Annotated in this window: 15 protein-coding genes and 3 pseudogenes; 12 read left to right on the top strand and 6 right to left on the bottom strand. The window is 35.1% G+C overall.

What is annotated here, in order from left to right:
• Positions 1 to 402: 402 nt before the first annotated feature.
• Complete coding sequence (locus tag A8805_RS17790; RefSeq protein ID WP_109713660.1) at positions 403 to 2,175, top strand: ABC transporter ATP-binding protein; 1,773 nt, start codon at positions 403 to 405, stop codon at positions 2,173 to 2,175.
• A gap of 257 nt (positions 2,176 to 2,432) precedes the next feature.
• On the opposite strand, the pseudogene A8805_RS22655 reads toward A8805_RS17790, so the two are convergent.
• Positions 2,433 to 2,689: pseudogene (locus A8805_RS22655) on the bottom strand (IS3 family transposase); the annotation flags it as partial.
• Between the two features lie 380 nt (positions 2,690 to 3,069).
• On the bottom strand, positions 3,070 to 3,177 hold the full coding sequence (gene tnpB, locus A8805_RS23165) for an IS66 family insertion sequence element accessory protein TnpB (protein WP_109713678.1): 108 nt from the start codon (positions 3,175 to 3,177) through the stop codon (positions 3,070 to 3,072).
• Positions 3,178 to 3,189: 12 nt separating this feature from the next.
• On the opposite strand from tnpB, the pseudogene A8805_RS17775 reads away from it, so the two are divergent.
• Positions 3,190 to 4,582, top strand: a pseudogene (locus tag A8805_RS17775) (IS66 family transposase).
• Positions 4,583 to 4,642: 60 nt separating this feature from the next.
• Here the strand turns inward: A8805_RS17775 and A8805_RS22650 are convergent.
• The 3 genes from A8805_RS22650 to A8805_RS22640 are packed head-to-tail and all read right to left on the bottom strand — an operon-like array spanning position 4,643 to position 6,406.
• Positions 4,643 to 5,206 (bottom strand): transposase, encoded by a 564-nt coding sequence (locus A8805_RS22650; RefSeq protein WP_242992466.1) that lies wholly within the window; start codon positions 5,204 to 5,206, stop codon positions 4,643 to 4,645.
• Positions 5,207 to 5,211: 5 nt separating this feature from the next.
• Positions 5,212 to 5,973, bottom strand: coding sequence for a transposase (locus tag A8805_RS22645; RefSeq protein ID WP_242992464.1), 762 nt, complete (start codon positions 5,971 to 5,973; stop codon positions 5,212 to 5,214).
• A complete protein-coding gene (locus tag A8805_RS22640) occupies positions 5,960 to 6,406 on the bottom strand; it encodes a transposase family protein (RefSeq protein ID WP_242992463.1) in 447 nt (148 codons plus the stop codon). Before A8805_RS22640 ends, A8805_RS22645 begins: the two co-directional genes overlap by 14 nt.
• Positions 6,407 to 6,877: 471 nt before the next feature.
• Here A8805_RS22640 and A8805_RS17765 point away from each other — a divergent pair, with 471 nt between their 5' ends.
• The 10 genes from A8805_RS17765 to A8805_RS17720 all read left to right on the top strand — a co-directional run bounded on the left by A8805_RS17765 (position 6,878) and on the right by A8805_RS17720 (position 16,550).
• Positions 6,878 to 7,348 (top strand): RNA polymerase sigma factor, encoded by a 471-nt coding sequence (locus A8805_RS17765; protein ID WP_109713657.1) that lies wholly within the window; start codon positions 6,878 to 6,880, stop codon positions 7,346 to 7,348.
• 523 nt (positions 7,349 to 7,871) lie between these two features.
• Entirely contained in the window at positions 7,872 to 8,228 is a 357-nt protein-coding gene (locus tag A8805_RS17760; protein ID WP_109713655.1) for a type II toxin-antitoxin system PemK/MazF family toxin, read from the top strand.
• Between the two features lie 115 nt (positions 8,229 to 8,343).
• Positions 8,344 to 8,607, top strand: a complete 264-nt coding sequence (locus A8805_RS17755) for a DUF6870 family protein (RefSeq protein WP_109713653.1) — start codon at positions 8,344 to 8,346, stop codon at positions 8,605 to 8,607.
• Between the two features lie 125 nt (positions 8,608 to 8,732).
• Positions 8,733 to 10,373 (top strand): recombinase family protein, encoded by a 1,641-nt coding sequence (locus A8805_RS17750; RefSeq protein ID WP_109713651.1) that lies wholly within the window; start codon positions 8,733 to 8,735, stop codon positions 10,371 to 10,373.
• Positions 10,366 to 12,063, top strand: coding sequence for a recombinase family protein (locus tag A8805_RS17745; RefSeq protein WP_109713649.1), 1,698 nt, complete (start codon positions 10,366 to 10,368; stop codon positions 12,061 to 12,063). Before A8805_RS17750 ends, A8805_RS17745 begins: the two co-directional genes overlap by 8 nt.
• Positions 12,057 to 13,589 carry a recombinase family protein gene (locus A8805_RS17740; RefSeq protein ID WP_109713648.1) on the top strand — a complete coding sequence of 511 codons (1,533 nt, stop codon included), beginning with the start codon at positions 12,057 to 12,059 and terminating at the stop codon, positions 13,587 to 13,589. The genes A8805_RS17745 and A8805_RS17740 overlap by 7 nt, the downstream gene beginning before the upstream one ends.
• A 227-nt stretch (positions 13,590 to 13,816) precedes the next feature.
• Entirely contained in the window at positions 13,817 to 14,047 is a 231-nt protein-coding gene (locus A8805_RS17735; protein ID WP_109713646.1) for a hypothetical protein, read from the top strand.
• Positions 14,034 to 14,627 carry a hypothetical protein gene (locus A8805_RS17730; protein ID WP_109713644.1) on the top strand — a complete coding sequence of 198 codons (594 nt, stop codon included), beginning with the start codon at positions 14,034 to 14,036 and terminating at the stop codon, positions 14,625 to 14,627. Before A8805_RS17735 ends, A8805_RS17730 begins: the two co-directional genes overlap by 14 nt.
• Complete coding sequence (locus tag A8805_RS17725; RefSeq protein ID WP_109713642.1) at positions 14,624 to 14,854, top strand: ABC-three component system middle component 6; 231 nt, start codon at positions 14,624 to 14,626, stop codon at positions 14,852 to 14,854. The genes A8805_RS17730 and A8805_RS17725 overlap by 4 nt, the downstream gene beginning before the upstream one ends.
• On the top strand, positions 14,844 to 16,550 hold the full coding sequence (locus tag A8805_RS17720; protein WP_109713640.1) for a DUF2326 domain-containing protein: 1,707 nt from the start codon (positions 14,844 to 14,846) through the stop codon (positions 16,548 to 16,550). Before A8805_RS17725 ends, A8805_RS17720 begins: the two co-directional genes overlap by 11 nt.
• Positions 16,551 to 16,653: 103 nt before the next feature.
• On the opposite strand, the pseudogene A8805_RS17715 reads toward A8805_RS17720, so the two are convergent.
• Positions 16,654 to 17,268: pseudogene (locus A8805_RS17715) on the bottom strand (ABC transporter substrate-binding protein); the annotation flags it as partial.
• Positions 17,269 to 17,390: the final 122 nt, after the last annotated feature.

Here is a 17,390-nt window from a genome sequence, read left to right as displayed (position 1 = left end):
ATTAACAGTTTATTTTCTTGGTCTGGATTTACTGCAAGTTCATTAATTGTACCAAGTAGTATTGTCTTTACTGAATGAATATTTCATAATGTACCTCCTTGATTAGGTGGATAGAGGACAGTTCATATTCTAATCAAGGAGGTACATTATGAAGTGTTTGTCAGCTGTATTTACTGATTTTTAATGACAGAGGAATTAAGGGATATGAACTTTAAGTTAATTATAAAAAGAAGAACTGAGAAGCTATGTTGGAAGCCGCATGTAAAAAGACTCTATCATACACGAATTTATCAAATTATAAACGTATCAAAAATTTTCTGGTCACGATGGAGGAAACACTGTCATCAAACGGACCTAAAATAAATCAGGAGAAGGAAACTACTGGCATTACGCGAGAAGCCTATGGATTGGATTCGATCCAAACTGAGTATTATTAGGAGGATTTGCACTTTCGGAATGGTGGTATTGGTCACATCGGACAAACGGCTTCACCGTATCGTAATATTTATATGGAAAATAGTTGGCAAAAAAGGAAAGGATGAAATTGGAATGATTAAAATAAAGAAGCAAATCTTTTGCTTTGTCAAAAAAAAGAAAATATTATTTATATTAACAATTTTTCTATCTGTAATTGGTGTTGTTTTTTCATATCTACAACCAGTGTTTTCTCAAAAATTAATTGATAATGGACTAGTTAAAGGTATATATTCTAATGTAATATATTATACCATTCTTATTTTAGGGACAATAATATTTCAACAAATTTCAGAGATTATTCAAACTAGGAACTATGCAAGATTAAAAAATGACTTTGTAGAATATCTCTATGGAAAAGCTTTTGAAAAAATTGTGATATTAAATGTAAACTATTTTGACCAAACCAATAGTACGTCTTTAAGCAATGTATTGACTTTAGATATAAATAATATAAGTATGCTTTTTGATAGTGGAACTTTGGTTGTTATAAACTACGGCATAATAACAATAGGAGCTATTATCGGACTCGCACATATTAATTTATATCTTACTTTCTTAGTCCTTTTATTTTTACCGATTAAATTAGCTTTTACAATTTTATTTTCCAAAAAAATAGAAAAAATAAACAACAATTTAATACATGAATCTCAAAAATTTTATGAATGGTGGGGAGAAACCATAGATGGACTTAAGGAAATTAAATTATGGAATCTATTCAACAAAAAAAATATATTTTTGAAAGGTAAACAACATGATATATTAGAGCTGCGGTATAAAGCATCTATGATTGATTGTTATAATACAACTTTTGATAATATATTAGAATGGATAATAAGAACATTAATATATGGTATTGCAGGGTACTTAGTATGCCAGAGAAAAATGACAGTTGGTGTATTATTGGCTTTTATTACGTACACAGAATATATTATTAGACCGATATCAACAGTGCTATATGTAAAATTTATTATAGCAAGAATAAAACCATCTTTAAAGCATTTCTCCCTTTTTTTAGATAGTCCAGAAGAGGTTGACAGCGGTGTTTTAAAGGTAGATAAATTTAAAAAATTAGAATTTAAAAATGTTTCTTTTTCTTATAGAGATAAAGATTTGCTTAAAAATATTAATCTTGTCCTTCATGCGGGTGAAAAAATTGCTATTATAGGTGAAAATGGAAGTGGAAAAACTACTTTAGCTAATATAATACTTCGTTTTATTGTTCCAGATTCGGGGGAATTATGTTTAAATGAACAGAATGTGTTAGATTATAATATGATTGAATATCGAAATGTTTTCAGTGTGTGCAGTCAATCCATTTTTTTATTTAAAAATAGTTTAAGGTATAATCTAGATTTAAAAGAAGAATTAAGCGATGATCAAATTATTAAATATGATGAGGGATTTTGGGGCGTTACAAAAGAGTTGTTAAATAAACAACTTAATAATAATGCAAAGAATTTATCTGGTGGGGAACGCCAAAGAATTGCTTTATCCAGAGCTTTATGTAAAAATTCGGAGGTTTTTATTTTTGATGAGTCTGATTCAAATTTAGACCAAAATTCCGCCTATAAGCTGGAAGAAATAATAAACAAATTGGATCATAAAGCCGTTATATTAATCACCCACAGAAAAACAAACTTTGATAACATGGATTCAGTATACTTGTTGAAGCAGGGTGTATTAAAAAAAATCAAATAGTAAATAAAAGTCTTAATCCCCGGTTATGCTAAGTAAATGTCAAACCATCCGCATACAGAATAATACCCTAAAAAAGTTGTCTGAATAATTTTTGACAATTCAAACTCTTTGTACCAATTCTTAATTCATGTTTTATATAAATAGGAGAAAGAACTTGGATATTTGGCGGTGTATAATGAATCCGAGACTCGTACAAATGTATATACAGTACTTAAAATGGTCAAAGTACAGCACCTAATCATTTACAAATTGAATTGTCAACAGTAAACTAAACAATTTTTTAGGTTATTCATCCCGTACTCATCTGGAGTTAAGTAACCATGTGAGGAATGAATTCTGTGATTGTTGAACCAATTCACATAATTAGTAAGTTGCAGTTTTAATGTCTTTAGATTTGCAAAAGTTTGATTTTTACGAATTCTGTATTGATGCTTTTAAAAGTTGCTTCTGCTACCGCATTGTCGTATGGACATCCTTTATAGCTTAAAGGTCTGGTGATTTCAAATGCTTCCAGGCATTTATGACCGTTAAGAGAAGCATTGAAAACATCATTGATTCAATTCTTTAACGGTATATTTATTCGCCATAGTCGACTATCCTTTGTATGGCTTCATTATACCGCAAAATCCTAGCATGCCACTTTCAGTACTTTTTGGAATCCGTCATTATGTAGAGTTTTCAATGTTCAAATGTGCCGTTGCGGCAGGTAGTCATATTGAAAAAACGGCAGTTTTACGGCATATTTGCTTTTGGTATGTTATCGAATACATATAGAAAATGGAGACAATTAAATTTCCCTGTTTTGTACAAAACAAAGTTTCAAAGAACCCTTGTAGGTGTAACTTCCTTGATTTTTGGCTCTATAGAATTTGGTCCCTGCATCAGCATCAGGTACTACTCCCGTGATAATTCTTCTGCATCTTGGGGAGTGCGTGGCCAGCTGAAGGAATCATCCTCCAACAGCTTGTATAAAAGAAGAAATCCCGTGCCCTCCCAAGCGATCCCTTGTTCCTATTGTGGCCCTACAGCGGCAGAAGAGGAAAAGGACAGCTTCAAAACAAGGTGAAAGATTTAGAAGATCAGAACTGGCTCCTCCAGGAAAAGGTTGATTATCTGACCCATAAACTTTTTGGACGTTCTTCCGAACAGACATCATCTCTTGGTATCGAGGGACAGATGTCTATTTTTGATGAAGCCGAAGTTTCTTCCCCCCAAAAGCGGCTGATTTAGATATGAAAGATGTGGATTCATACCGACGCCGGCAGTTCAAGGAACAACGGAAGGAATTATTGAAAGATATTCCCCATGATAAGAAACTGTGTACCCTCGCGGAGGAGGATCGTTTCTGAGAAAGCTGTAATAACTCTTTGCAATCTGTTGGTAAAGAATTCGTTGGTACAGAGATTGAGTTTATTCCAGCCAGGATTAGAGTAGTTGATTATTACCGTGAAACCTTTGAATGCCGGACTTGCCGCAAGAATGGTGGACCATATATGAAGAAATTTCCCATGTCTTATCCGGTGATACAGCATTCCTATGCGTCCCGTCATCCGTTGGATGGGGCATTCATCAAAAATATGAATTGGCAGTTTAATTATATCGCCAGAAAAAGGAATGGGAGAACCTTGGGGTACCACGGCTAACTGGATTATAAGTAGTCACCGTGATTGGTTATCCCCAGTTGTAGCGCTTTTAAAGCAGAAACTCCTTTTACAGCACTACTTGCACGTTGATGAAACACTTCTCCATGTGCTGAAAGAACCGGGACGAAAAAATACAACAGACTCTTATATGTGGGTTTATAGTTCCATCAAGGAAGCCCCCATCCAATCCACCTTTTTGAATACCAATCTGGCAGAGACGGAAAATATCCTCAGGAGTTCTTGGCCTCCTATCAAGTATTTATACATACTGATACCTATAGAGGATACGAAAAGGTTGCTGATTACCAGATGCTTCTGTTGAATAAACTGTTTGAGCTGGAGAAAAACCTGTATTAGAAGCCTTTTGGTCATGGGCAGAAAAGGCTTCTGCGGGAATCCTCCCCAAGTCAAAGCTGGGAGCTGTATTTACCTATGCTTTTAACCAGAGAGAAGGACTGATGAATTATCTTTTAGATGGCAACTGTGCGATTTCGAATAATCTCGCCCAAAACAGTATTTGCCCGTTTACTATAGGGCGAAAGAATTTGTTGTTCTCTGGGAGTCCAAGGGGTGTTACTGCGAGTGCTGGAATCTATACCCTGATTGAAATGGACAAGGTAAATGGCATAAATCTGAATCGGTATATCCAGTTCATCTTAATTGACATCCCTGGCAGCGCCTTTATGGAGTTTCCAAGATATCTGGAAGATTACATGCTCTGGAATCAATTCATACAGAAAATCTGCCAAGAGTCATTTTTCTGATAGTATCAGGGAAAAGGCTGTTTTCACATTCACTATTTTATTTGACGGTTCTTTCCAAACTTAGGTGATTTGATAATAATATTCATTCAATAAAATCTTGGCTTTTAATAACTTAAAACTGTTCCGGCCATACATAATCCGTTTTATCAATTTTATTTTGTTAACACTACCTTCAGCCAAACCGTTATTATATTCATATACAATTCCGTTTTTAACTGCTTGTAAATCATTTTTTAGCCCCGATATGTAGCTGTCCAATTCATCCAGTTTTAGAGCAGATGCTGTTTCCATCCATTGTTCCAACTCTTCGCTTTTACCAGAAAAAACGATTCGATGGAATTCTTTTAGAACAGTATACAATTGACCAAGTTCTGGATACTTTTTTACCGCTGCATCGTACTGTTCCTTGGTCAGGCCTTTTATATTTTCCAACTCTCGGTAGATTAATTGACACATGAATTTACGTGGTATGTACTCTACCGGTTCCGACTCCTGACTCGCAATTGTGCGTTTATGTGTCCGCTCCTTTTGCATAAATACGCGAAGAGAAGCAACGGTACCAGTATATCCTTTCCGGCAGATATGCTCATGAATTTTTGCATAGGTGATTCCATTGGATCGCATCTCAACTACTTCCTGCTCATAAGGAGCAAGCTTTCCAAGGTGGACTTGTCATCATAATGTCCATTACTGAGGGAACAGTTATCTTTTAGATAATTGTTTACCGTTAGCAAGGTATGACCAGTTAAACGTGTAATTTCATCAACGGAATGTCCAAGATGGTACCATGTCCGTACCTCTTGAATTGCCATTTTCTTCTTCTCCATTTGCTGAATATGCTGGATTTCTCGTGCATTTCCTTTTGCTTTGGGAATTTCAGCTTCTGGAATGGAAAGATATTTTGAGATTGTGGTAACTGACGAATGTAACAACAAAGCAATGTCATTTATGGTATATCCTTCCTTGCGCTTTTGCTGTGCAAATAGAATCCTTTCAGAGCGATTCCGGGTATTATATAGTGCCTGCATTTCTGCACTTTGTGATTTACTGGTTGCGGGTATTACTAACCGCGAAGGGAACAGCCGGCGCATGTATTTCTCGGCAGCTTCGGAAAGATTTTTCAGCAGATGAAAGCGGTCACTTACCTGTAGTGCGTCCGGATGGGAGTGTGAAGTTGCTGAAGAATAGGTCCTGGCCCCATCCCGTGATACTACTTGAAGATTAGGGTAAGAACCCAGCCATTTTTCTACCTGCTTTGTCTCTCTTGAATCAATAATATCAAGAATTCTATGTGTTTCAATATCAACCATAACAGAGCCATAGGAATATCGTTTTCGAAAAGCAAAATCATCCACACAAACCTTTGTTATAAGTGCTTTATCCACAATCATCGGCATTTTTTTTAAGCAGATCACAAATGCTGCTTTTAGATGCCTTTATAGAATCAGCTTTCAATAAAATGGATGCTGTGACAGAACTTAACTTTGTGGACGTCATGAGCACTTTTTCTATGAGCCGTTTTGTCTTCTTTCCATGGGATTCTACAAAACGAAATCTTTCTGTGAAAGTTTTATAAGCACAATCAGAGTTAGTGCAGAACATCTTTCTTGTGTTTAGCAGCAAAATAGTTTGCTTATCATGCATAGGTATATCTTGAATTTCACGCTGATATACGGAATGGATTTTGGACGAAGCTTGTCCACAATATGGGCAGGGAACAGTTGTTTTTGAAGAAGATACCGCTAGAATTATTCGGTCTTTTTTAATTTTACAATCCATACATTCAAGATCAGAGTCTAATAATTTAACCATCGCATTTTCCATAATAATATCACCACCTGAATTAAATTATAACGCTTTCTCTTGATGAAATCAACCAAGTTCGGAAAGAACCTATTTGACGGTTACCAATAATAAATGAGATATTAGGTAAATCCCAATATTAATATAGTATATCTCCCCTACCGTTAAGAGAGGAATATTGTAGTTTTATGCAGATGTAATCTTCTGGCCGGGAGGAGTAGTTTTACATAGGAAACAAAATAAGTACATATCAGATAAAAATGAAAAAGAGTCCATATATATTTGCCGCAGTTTTAACGAGAACTGCGGCATTTTTTTATTCGACAAACTTTTACATATTTCCACCTGTAATATATATAGGCCTTGTAAAATCATCAAACATACGGATACAAATTCTTCCTGTAACTAAAATAAAATATTTGTCATATAGGGGCGAGCGTTCTCCACCAACCAATTTGGATTTTTAGAAAAAATCAGATTGGAGGAAAGAAAATGGAGGGTAATCACCCAAAAAGAAGAAAGGACAAATATAATCCTTATAATATATATGAAAAGGACGAGCACTACTATATTTCATTCGAAGATGCTCAAGGTATTAAACATCAGTTGGAAATTACCAGTAATTTATACAAGGCTTTCAATTCTTTTGAATTGGATGATTTAGTCTTTCTCAATGTAGTAGATAGGCATATTGAGCAGTCCGAAATATGGGAATCTACATTAAATATAAGGGCAATTCAAGAGGCAGATAGTGTGGAGGAAATTGTACTAAAAAAGCTTCAAATAGCAAGATTACATAAGGCAATTAAAAAATTGCCAGAAATACAGCAGCGAAGATTGTATTTGTATTACTTTGAAGAAATGACATATGAACAGATTGCTAAGAAGGAACATTGTTCTCTTCAGGCAATTGCAAAGTCTGTATCAGCAGCGGAGAAAAAATTAAAACAATTTTTAAAATAGGTGGTTGAAAAACTGCTTGTGAGTGAGGAAACAGGTGAGAGGAACAAACTCTCACCTGTTTTCCATTGTGCGGGGAATGGGTGCACCTTGAAAATTTCATACAAATTCACCAGGCACATTCCTGTTGTTATCGTGATGAGCGTAAGCCACGTTAGCAGATACGTCATGAGATGAATGAAATGCAGGCAGCGAAATACTAAAAAGAGAAGATTGGTTTGCGGCTGAAGCACTTCATTTGAGGAGCGAGATTATCTGGCCATAAATATCGGATTGCACCCGATAAGGCGATAACAGACAACAGGCATAATGATACTCCTGTCCGGTCATAAAGTCGAGCGTTAAGAGCGTCGCAACAAGTGAGGGCAGTTCCGGGAGATCCCCGGATGGGTGTGATTCCCGTGGAGCTGATTCGCTGTCAGCCGTCTGGTGATTTCCCTTTATTTGCTAGATGGCAGGTATGAAAGCCGGGGTGTCGAGGACGAATAGGCGTTTACTTAATAACCATTAAGGAGGACGTAGAAACATGGCAAGAAGAGTATACAGAGGCGAGATGTATTATGTAGACTTAAATCCAGTAATTGGGTCAGAACAAGGCGGTATCCGCCCTGTTCTCATTATTCAGAATAACATCGGAAACATTCATAGTCCCACAGTAATTGTGGCAGCAATTTCTTGTAGGATAAATCTAAAAGCAAAACTTCCTACGCATTATAGGGTAAAAGCATATGCCGGGTTGGAAGAAGACTCCCTTATTCTACTAGAGCAGATACGAACGATTGATAAGACACGGTTAAAAGAATTTATCGGTCATCTCAATGAAGTGGATATGTTGCAGGTAGATCGTTGCCTTGCCATAAGCCTTGAATTGAGAATTATATAAGACATTGCATTCAAGCGCGGTTGTATCTCTTATAATTTGGAGCATACAGCCGCCTTGTTTGGAATAGTGGACAATTTACCGCTAATATATTAAATAGAGAAAGGCGGATGATGTGATGGCAAATAGGGCTGAGTTGGGAAAAATGAGACAAATGAATATCCAATCAGTTGATATAGATACGTTAGTTGATATAAGGGATGTTAAAATTGATACTAAACTTGATAAAAAGGAGAAAATTGAAATGTATCTGCAACAGGTAAAAAATCCATATTGTGTGAGGTATAAAAACATAAAAATCCAGATGCAATTCAGTGATGATGGGCAGTCATTAAATGAGAAAATGGAGCAATTTTTAACAATAAAAAATCATGAAAATTAGTGGATTATTAGGCTTATCTGTGGACGTAACAAGGTGGAGTATGGTACAATGCATATAGACTAAATCCCCATATAACTCGTCATACTGGTTAAGGTTAATAATCTTAATTAGGAGTGACAGGTATTATGGACAATAATTATAAAATCTATTATACAGCATTGTATACTCGTCTATCCGATGATGATGGTGTCAAAGGAGAAAGCGATAGCATTGCTAATCAGAAAAAGTTAATTCAGGAATATCTAAAGGATAAGCCGGAGTTTGAAATTATTGATACCTATGTAGATGATGGCTGCACAGGTACTAATTTTGAGCGTCCGGATTTTTTGCGTCTATTAAAGGATATTGAAACTAAGAGAATTAATTGTGTAATCGTAAAAGACTTGTCAAGGTTTGGCAGGAATTACGTGGAAGTAGGGCGGTATATAGAAAGAGTATTTCCCCTGATGGGAATACGCTTCATTGCCATCAATGATGATTTTGACAGCAAATATAAAGATGCTGCTGATGAACTAATAGTACCCTTTAAAAATTTGATGAATGACGCTTATAGTGGTGACATTTCAAAGAAAGTAAAGAGCAGTTTAAGAGTAAAAAAGGAAAATGGAGAATTTGTTGGTGCATTTACCGCTTACGGATATACAAAATCAGAAGAGGATAGGCATAAGCTAGAAATAGATGAAGAGGCAAAGGCGGTGGTGCGTTTGATATATTCACTAAAAGGGGATGGCCTTTCTGATAATGCAATAGCAAACATCTTAAATCAAAGGGCAATTCCATCCCCAATGTCTTATAAGAAAAAGAAAGGTTCTAAATATAAAAGTGGCTTTTCGACCACTGGATTGCCAAAATGGTGGTCGAAAACGGTCAGACGGATATTAGATGATGAAACATACTTAGGAGTGTTAGAACAGGGGAAAACCTACTCTCCCAACTATAAACTGCAAATTAGGCTAAACAAGAAGAAGGAAGAAAGAACACGAGTTGAAAAAGCACATGAAGCGATTATCAGCAGCCAGGAATATAGAGATGCTAAACGGTTTGAAGAGATAGATTTGAAGAATGGGAATGGTCTGGCGGAACCATATTTGTTCTCCGGAATATTGCGTTGTGGGGATTGCGGTCAGAGCATGGTGCGGAAATTAGTACCGAAGCAGGGGAAAAAGTATTCATATTATGTTTGTTCTGCACACAAGGCAGATAAAACTGTATGTAGCACTCACAATATCAGTGAAGATATTTTACGTGAAGCACTATTAGAAATTATTAATAAAACGGTAATTGCACTGGTAGAAAAAAACATATTTTTGAAACACTATGAAAAAGAGGCAAAGGCAGAGTATTCTATTTGTAGGCTTGAAAAAGAAATCCGACATTTGGAAAAAGAAATTGAGCATTATAAGGATCGGAAAAAAAGCTTATGGGATGATTATGATGATGAAATACTGTCGCAGCAAGAATATAACCGCTTACGTGGAGTTTATGAATCTAAGATTACAAGTTATCAGATGGAAATAGTAAAAATGCAGGAATTGATTAAAGGATATGCAGAACATATGGAAGAGGTTTATGAATGGCTTAAACATCTTGCAGAATATCAGAATATTACCGAACTTGACAGAAAGGTATTGTTGTATTTAATAGACTGGATTTATATCTATAAAGATAAGAGTATAAAAGTAGTGTTCAAATATAAAGATGAATTGCAAGAGCTGAGAAATTTTGCAAAGTTGAGTAAAGAGCAGGAGGAAGTTGTTTATGCCTAGAATAAGCAAGCGTGACAAAATACAGAACTCTTTTTTAATAAAGCAGGAGAATCAAGTTAATATCAGCCTGGAAAGAAAAGTCGATAAAGTGTATATAACTGCTGGATACTCACGTCTTTCTCGCCTGAATAGCGGTAATGACAGTGAAGATACGATTGAAAATCAGTGGAAGTCGATAGAAGAGTATATAAAGTCCCAGAGTGATATGAAATTTGCGGGAAACTATTCAGATAATGGCTTCACAGGTAGTGATTTTCAGAGACCACAGTGGAAAGAGCTTATGGAAGCAGTGGGGGCTAAGAAGATTGATTGCATTGTTTTTAAGGATTTTTCAAGGCTAGGGAGAAATTTTTTGGAAACATCAGAATATCTGGAACAGATATTTCCTGAAATGGGAGTCAGAGTTATTTCAATACTGGACAATTACGACAGCAATTCACCTGTTCGGGATGAAAATGGTATTTTAATTCCACTTAAAAATCTTATGAATGATATGTATATTAAAGATCTTCGTGCTAAGGGGAAAGTGGTAAGGGAACGAAAGATGAAAGACGGAGAATATACGAGGGCAGTTGCACCATACGGGTATTTGAAGGCGAAGGATAAAAGCAATACATTATTAATAGACAATGAAGTAGCATGGATTATTAAACTTATTTTTCAATGGAGGAAAGAAGAGCAGTTGTCTACCTTAGCGATTGCCACCCGGCTGAATCAAATGGAGATTATGCCGCCGAAACAGTATCAACATATAAAAGGACTAAAAAAAACAAAGGATGCTGCTAGTGATATGAAATGGTCTGCGGTTACAATCCGAAGGATACTTTCTAATAAGGTATATTGCGGGTTTCTCATTCAGGGTAAGATAAAAGGTAGGGGGAAAAATATAAAAAGAGTAGATGAAGCCCAATGGTATGTTAAAGAAAATACTCATGCGGCAATTATCTCACTGAGCGATTATGAAATGGTCCAAAAAACTTTTCCTGATGAACCAAAGAAAAGGCGGTCAGATAGGATACAAGTAGAGGACGTTTTTACAGGTCTGCTTTATTGTCATAATTGTAAACAGAGGATGATTTCAAAGTATAACGGTAGTGGAATTCATTATGTTTGTAAAAGGAGGGAATTGGAAAGCAAGGACTATTGTCGGGATATCACTTTTGGAATGAAAACCTTGAGCGAAGCGGTTTTAAAGATATTAGTTAAACAAATATCCTGCATATTGACTGACAAAGAACTATTTATCAATCTAGCAAATAATTTAGAGTATAATCGTGCAATTAGTGAGTTTCAAAGGGATATAAGGAACCTGGATCTGGATAGAACTAGAAATATTCAGAAACAAGATAATTTGTATGAGGATTATGCATCGGGGATACTTGAAAAAGAGGAATATTTATATATCAAGGACCAATATATAAAAAAAGAGCAAAGTATAGATTTTAAATTACAATGTAAGAAGGAAGAATTAGAGACATATAAAAATATAGAAAAAAGAGCCAGAAATTTGATTCAAGATATGGAAAAGTTTTCACTGAACCCGCATCTCACAAGAGATATTCTTCAATTATTTATCGGGAAAATCGAAATTGGAGAGAAGAATACAGTGTATATTACGCTTTCATTTACAAACATCTTAGATGAGGTGTATGAAATTGCAGGGCAGGAAAGGGGAGAGAACGTATGCTAAAGAAATATTTAGTAGCCCTTTATTGCAGACTTTCAAGGGCGGATGCGGAGTTTGGACAAGTCGTGAATGAGAGCGAAAGTATCAAGAATCAAATAGATCAGCTTTTAAAGTACACTACAGAAATGCCGGAACATGAGTATATGGAAATATTGGTATTTGTTGATGATGGGTACACTGGCAGGAATTTTAAAAGACCGGATTTTATTAAGTTGCATAAGATGATTTTGGAGAAAAAGGTTGATTGCATAATTGTAAAGGACTTTTCCCGGTTTGGTAGGGATTACATTGAGTTGGGAGATTATTTAGAACAGATATTTCCAATGTATGGTATCCGCTTTATATCTGTAAATGATCATTATGACACAAAGTTACAGACAGAGCCTAATCCGGTAGATGTTGGCTTCAAGAACTTGCTCTATACTTATTACAGTAAAGATTTATCTAAAAAAGCTCGGAAGTCAATTGAACAAAGAAAGAGAGAAGGTTGCTTTACCTGTGGGCCGGTACGTTTTGGGTTTGTGAAAAAAGCGGGTAGTAAGGTTGAATTAGAAATTGATGAGAAGGCCGCACAGATTATTAGATATGTTTTCACATTGGCGGAGAATGGAATAAAGACAAAAGAAATTGCAGTTCGGTTAAACAAAGAAGGAATTATGACGCCTGCCATGTACAGTTATAAATATAATCGAAAATGTAAATGGAATATGGCAAAGAAAGAGGAGAATAGTTGGACACAATCCGGCGTGGCAAAGATTCTAAGAGATGAACGATATACAGGTACATATATTGAATATGTTGAGGGAGAAAATGGGAAGGAATGTATCAGGATTCCGGGAAAGTATCCAGAGATTGTTAGTTATGATACATTTCATGATGCACAAAAAGTTATGATTAATCGTAAGTATCCAAATAAATCAGGAGCTTCTGACAATCTATTTAAAGGTATTATCAAATGCGGGCATTGCAATCATGCTTTGGCATTAAGCAGAGGGAAGCAAGATAGATATTATTACTGTAAAAATTCTAAATTTGATTTATCAAAGGGATGCCAGGAAGAGCATTTTTCTGAACAGGAATTGAAGGACTGTGTGTTAAAGGCGATACAAGATTATCTTTCAATACTAAAGAAAACAGGGGAAGATAAAGTGAAAGAGTATAACTGGAAAGGCAAAAAAACATCAGGACAGAATAAGGCTAGGTTAGAGAAGGAGAGCCAGAAGTTAGAAGAACAGTTTTTGACTTTATACGAACAATACAAAGTTGGTGAATTGAGTAAAGAAGAGTTCATCGAGGAACGGAATGCTATGAATAGTCGGAAGCAGGAAGTTGAAGAAGAACTGGCTATTTTGCATGAGCAGGGGGATAAGGTGATTGGATTAGAAGTGCAAAGAAAACAGTTCCGATATGAAATGATTGCAGAACTATCAGAAGAGGTGGTAAATAAGTACATCAAAAAGCTCCTTATCTATGGCAAAAATGAAATAAAGATTGCGTGGAAGCTAAAGAATCCTTTTGAAGACATATAGTGCAAAATAAAGCGGCTAGACTTTGGCGAGTTTAATACTATGACTGTCTTTTAAGTTTGATATCTGATATAATTAAACAATGAAAAAGGAATTAAGATATATTTTCAAAAAGCCTGATTTTAACGGGAACATATGTTTTGTTTTTGCGGGAAAGGTGTCGGAAATAATAGACTGTTGAATAATAGTGTGGTATTATTTTCATATCAGGATATGTGAGGTGAATATAGATGGAGTATATAATGTTGGGGTTGACAATTATAGGAACGATAGCTACAGTTATTTCAACGATAATTGCTGTTAGAGCAAAGAATGAAGCGAATGAGATTCTCAAGGAAGTGAAAAAAGAAAAAAATCGAAACATAAGCAATAAAGGAGACATTGATATTCAAAATTCGGGAACAAATAGTGGAATTATCAGTGGTCTAAACTCAGGAGAAATTAGTAATGACAAGGCATGATAAAATTGAAGTTGATAATAGCGGAACTAATAAAGGCGTTGTTGTAGGTACGAATGAAGGAATAATTAATTTAACGTTAAATGAAACAAAAAAAATACCATCTCTAATTTCAACTATTATAAAAAACCTTGGTACGGAATGTGCGGATTTTGATATTCCAGAAACGGAGCTTGATTTTGATCCGTTTAAGCCAGATGAAAAGCTAGAGTATAATTGTGTAATAAAGTATAAGGAGATTATCAAAGAATATTCAGTATACTATACGCTTTGTGATAATAGGTTGAATGTATATGACAACTCAAATTCAAGAAGTAAAAAAAAGATATTGAGATGCATAAAGACGTGGTATTTAACAGAAAAAGGAGAAGTTTTACTTAAATTAAAATCCGAAAAAGCTACAGATATTGAAAAGGTTAGAGCAAATGCGGACAAGTTGATAGACTCTGTAAAAGAAAGAATCAAAGAAGCAGTTATGAACTCAGATGTTCAAGAAATTAGTGTAGAAGATTTGGAACTAGGAATAGCATGTTTTGTGTGCTATAGTTTCATGGAGTGTAAAATTTTGGAGAAGCCAGTATGATTATTAATATTGAACGTGAACCTGGATTATCTTTGTATTATTTAGGAAGTGTCATTATTGCAATATTATCTAAAAAAAATAATATTCTATTAGATGAATTATACATAGCAGTACAAGAAAAATCTAACCAGAATATTCATATTGATTTTCTTTATTATGCATTAGATTGGCTTTACATACAGTCACTAATTGAAGTGAAGGAAGGGAAGGTCATTTATGCTGATTGAAAGATTGATAATAAGAAAAACGAAGCCACAAGAAGATGTGGTCAGAGACATCCGATTCAATTTAAAAGGGCTAAGTTTAATCGTAGATAACACATCGGATGATGCAAACGATAGTGGCAATAGTGTCGGAAAAACTACGGCAATTAAAATAATCGATTTATGTTTGGGAGCGAAATCTGTCAGAGAGCTTTATTATGACTCTGATACAAGAAGCGAAAACCAAGAAGTGAAAGAATTTCTGTCATCAAATAAGGTTCAAGCAGAACTTTTGCTATTGGATGAAAAGACAGAAATTCGTTACTCTATAAAGCGTGATTTGTTTCTTAGAGGTAAAAAGTATATTAATGAAATATCAATGACAGAACAAGAATTTTGGGATAAGCTGAAAGAAGTACTTTTTAATATCGCAGAGCCCTATCCGACTTTTCGCCAACTACTCACTAAATTTATTAGACTATCAGGATCATCTGAAGAAAGTATGATAAAGTATCTTCCAAATACATCGCATGAGACATATGATAGTATATATTGTGTTCTATTCCAGCTTTATAGGAAAGAACTTATAAGCCAAAAGAGTGAAATAAGTTCTAAAATAAGCGATTGTCAAAAGGCGATAGCAACATTGGAAAAAAGTAAGAGTATTGGTTCGCTTAGTGTTTTAAAACAGAGTTTAGAATTGATAGATACTGACTTAACAGAGTATAGAAATAAGCGAAAGAAATTATCTTATATTGACGAATATAGAGAAGAATTGGATACTAAGCGGCAGATAACTTTACGTATTAATGATTTGCAAGAGAAAATGCAGATAATAGAGTTTGAAATGTCGACAATAGAAGATAGTATTAATCAGTTAAATGAAGAAAAGAGCAATATTGATACAAGTATACTAAAAGATATCTATTTAGAAGCTCAATCTTATATTCCCGAATTACAAAAAAAATTTGAAGATTTACTAAATTTTCACAACACAATGATTCAGAATAAGATTGATTTTATAAAAGAACAGTATGGCACTAAAGAGCTAATACTGAATACTTTTAAAGACCAGTTAGATGGCTTGATTTCTGAAAAAGAAAAAGTGACTTTAGAGGTACTTGACGAAGGGTTACTAGATGAACTGAACATTATTAATAAAAAAATCGAGGAATTATCACAGCAAAAGGGAGAAGTTAGTCAATCTATAGCATTGTTAGAGGAACAAGAAGCTAATAAAGACAGTCTGTTTAAGGAATTAAAAGATGTTGAAGCAAAGATGGACGGCTCAGACCTAGAAGAGAAGATCAAAAAATTCAATCAAATATTTTCTGACTATTGCGAAAAATTGTATGGTGAGAAGTATCTATTAGCCTATAATCAGAATTGGGCGGAAGAAAAGAAATTTCCAATCAGCATAGCTTCTATAGGCGGAAAAATCGGGACAGGTAAAAAGAAAGCGGTGATTGTGGCTTTTGATTTGGCTTATATGCAGTACGCTATATTAATGAATATTAAAGCTCCTCATTTTGTGATTCATGACAAGATGGAAAATACGCACATAAACCAATTGAAAACTATTTTTGAAATAGCTCAGGGAATTGATGGACAATATATTATTCCTATTTTGCGAGAGCGAATTGATAAAGTAGATCAAGTTTATATTGATAAGGCTAAAGTATTAGAATTAAGAGAAGACGATAAGTTTTTCAAGTTATAAAAAGAGAGAGCAGGAACTACCGTAGGAGCGTGGTTCCTGCTTTTGCAGTGGGGAAGACAAATAAATAAAATTAGAAAATTGTTAGTCTTTACTTGACACAAGGGAATTCTATTGTAAAGTCCCCCTGCCCTTCTGAAAATGCTGCAGCAGTAGAACCGAAATCAATACTCTGATTAATTTCCAAATCTGCAGCAGGATCAATTCCGTTTTGCTTTAGAATATACTCAAACACCATCTCCGGCATTCCGCCTTTTCTTCCGCCAAGCACAGTACTGCCCTTGAGATTATCCCATGAGAAGTCCGGCATTTCCTCACGTGCAACAAGGAAATTGCCTGCCCGCTGAGTTAATTGGGCGAAGTTAACCACGTAGTCATTTGCGCCTTCATTATAAGTATAAATAGACGCTTCAGAGCCCATAAATCCAATGTCCGCTTCACCGGAGAGAACAGCGGTCATTGTCTTATCTGCACCAAATCCAGTAATCAGAGTGAGTTCGATTCCTTCTTCAGCAAAGTATCCTTCTTCAATTGCAACGTACATAGGCGCATAAAAAATCGAATGAGCAACTTCATTTAATGTGATATCTGTCATTTCCTTCTGTGTTTCGGACACAGCGTTCCCAGAAACTTCTTTCTTGTCTTTTGGTGAAGTACAGGCAGACAGCAGTGCCACAACCATAACAACAGTAAGCAGCACAGCAAGTAACCGTTTTTTCATAAAATTCCTCCCGTAAGATATTTTATCTCTTATAATATATGAGGAATCTGTAAATTGGTTCATATTTGAAATAAAAAGGGTGGACAATTGATATTTACAAAAATTGATAACAAACAATACGA

Source organism: Faecalicatena contorta (assembly GCF_003149105.1).
Lineage (GTDB): Bacteria > Bacillota > Clostridia > Lachnospirales > Lachnospiraceae > Muricomes > Muricomes contortus_C.
Note: the sequence above shows the minus strand (reverse complement) of the source record. Positions and strands in the feature narration are given on the sequence as shown.

Excerpts from the sequence above, each read along its gene's own strand:
- A8805_RS17790 (WP_109713660.1), top strand. The coding sequence starts at position 403 with ATGGATTGGATTCGATCCAAACTGAGTATTATTAGGAGGATTTGCACT.
- A8805_RS22650 (WP_242992466.1), bottom strand. The coding sequence starts at position 5,206 with ATGCGATCCAATGGAATCACCTATGCAAAAATTCATGAGCATATCTGC.
- A8805_RS22645 (WP_242992464.1), bottom strand. The coding sequence starts at position 5,973 with ATGATTGTGGATAAAGCACTTATAACAAAGGTTTGTGTGGATGATTTT.
- A8805_RS22640 (WP_242992463.1), bottom strand. The coding sequence starts at position 6,406 with ATGGAAAATGCGATGGTTAAATTATTAGACTCTGATCTTGAATGTATG.
- A8805_RS17765 (WP_109713657.1), top strand. The coding sequence starts at position 6,878 with ATGGAGGGTAATCACCCAAAAAGAAGAAAGGACAAATATAATCCTTAT.
- A8805_RS17760 (WP_109713655.1), top strand. The coding sequence starts at position 7,872 with ATGGCAAGAAGAGTATACAGAGGCGAGATGTATTATGTAGACTTAAAT.
- A8805_RS17755 (WP_109713653.1), top strand. The coding sequence starts at position 8,344 with ATGGCAAATAGGGCTGAGTTGGGAAAAATGAGACAAATGAATATCCAA.
- A8805_RS17750 (WP_109713651.1), top strand. The coding sequence starts at position 8,733 with ATGGACAATAATTATAAAATCTATTATACAGCATTGTATACTCGTCTA.
- A8805_RS17745 (WP_109713649.1), top strand. The coding sequence starts at position 10,366 with ATGCCTAGAATAAGCAAGCGTGACAAAATACAGAACTCTTTTTTAATA.
- A8805_RS17740 (WP_109713648.1), top strand. The coding sequence starts at position 12,057 with ATGCTAAAGAAATATTTAGTAGCCCTTTATTGCAGACTTTCAAGGGCG.
- A8805_RS17735 (WP_109713646.1), top strand. The coding sequence starts at position 13,817 with ATGGAGTATATAATGTTGGGGTTGACAATTATAGGAACGATAGCTACA.
- A8805_RS17730 (WP_109713644.1), top strand. The coding sequence starts at position 14,034 with ATGACAAGGCATGATAAAATTGAAGTTGATAATAGCGGAACTAATAAA.
- A8805_RS17725 (WP_109713642.1), top strand. The coding sequence starts at position 14,624 with ATGATTATTAATATTGAACGTGAACCTGGATTATCTTTGTATTATTTA.
- A8805_RS17720 (WP_109713640.1), top strand. The coding sequence starts at position 14,844 with ATGCTGATTGAAAGATTGATAATAAGAAAAACGAAGCCACAAGAAGAT.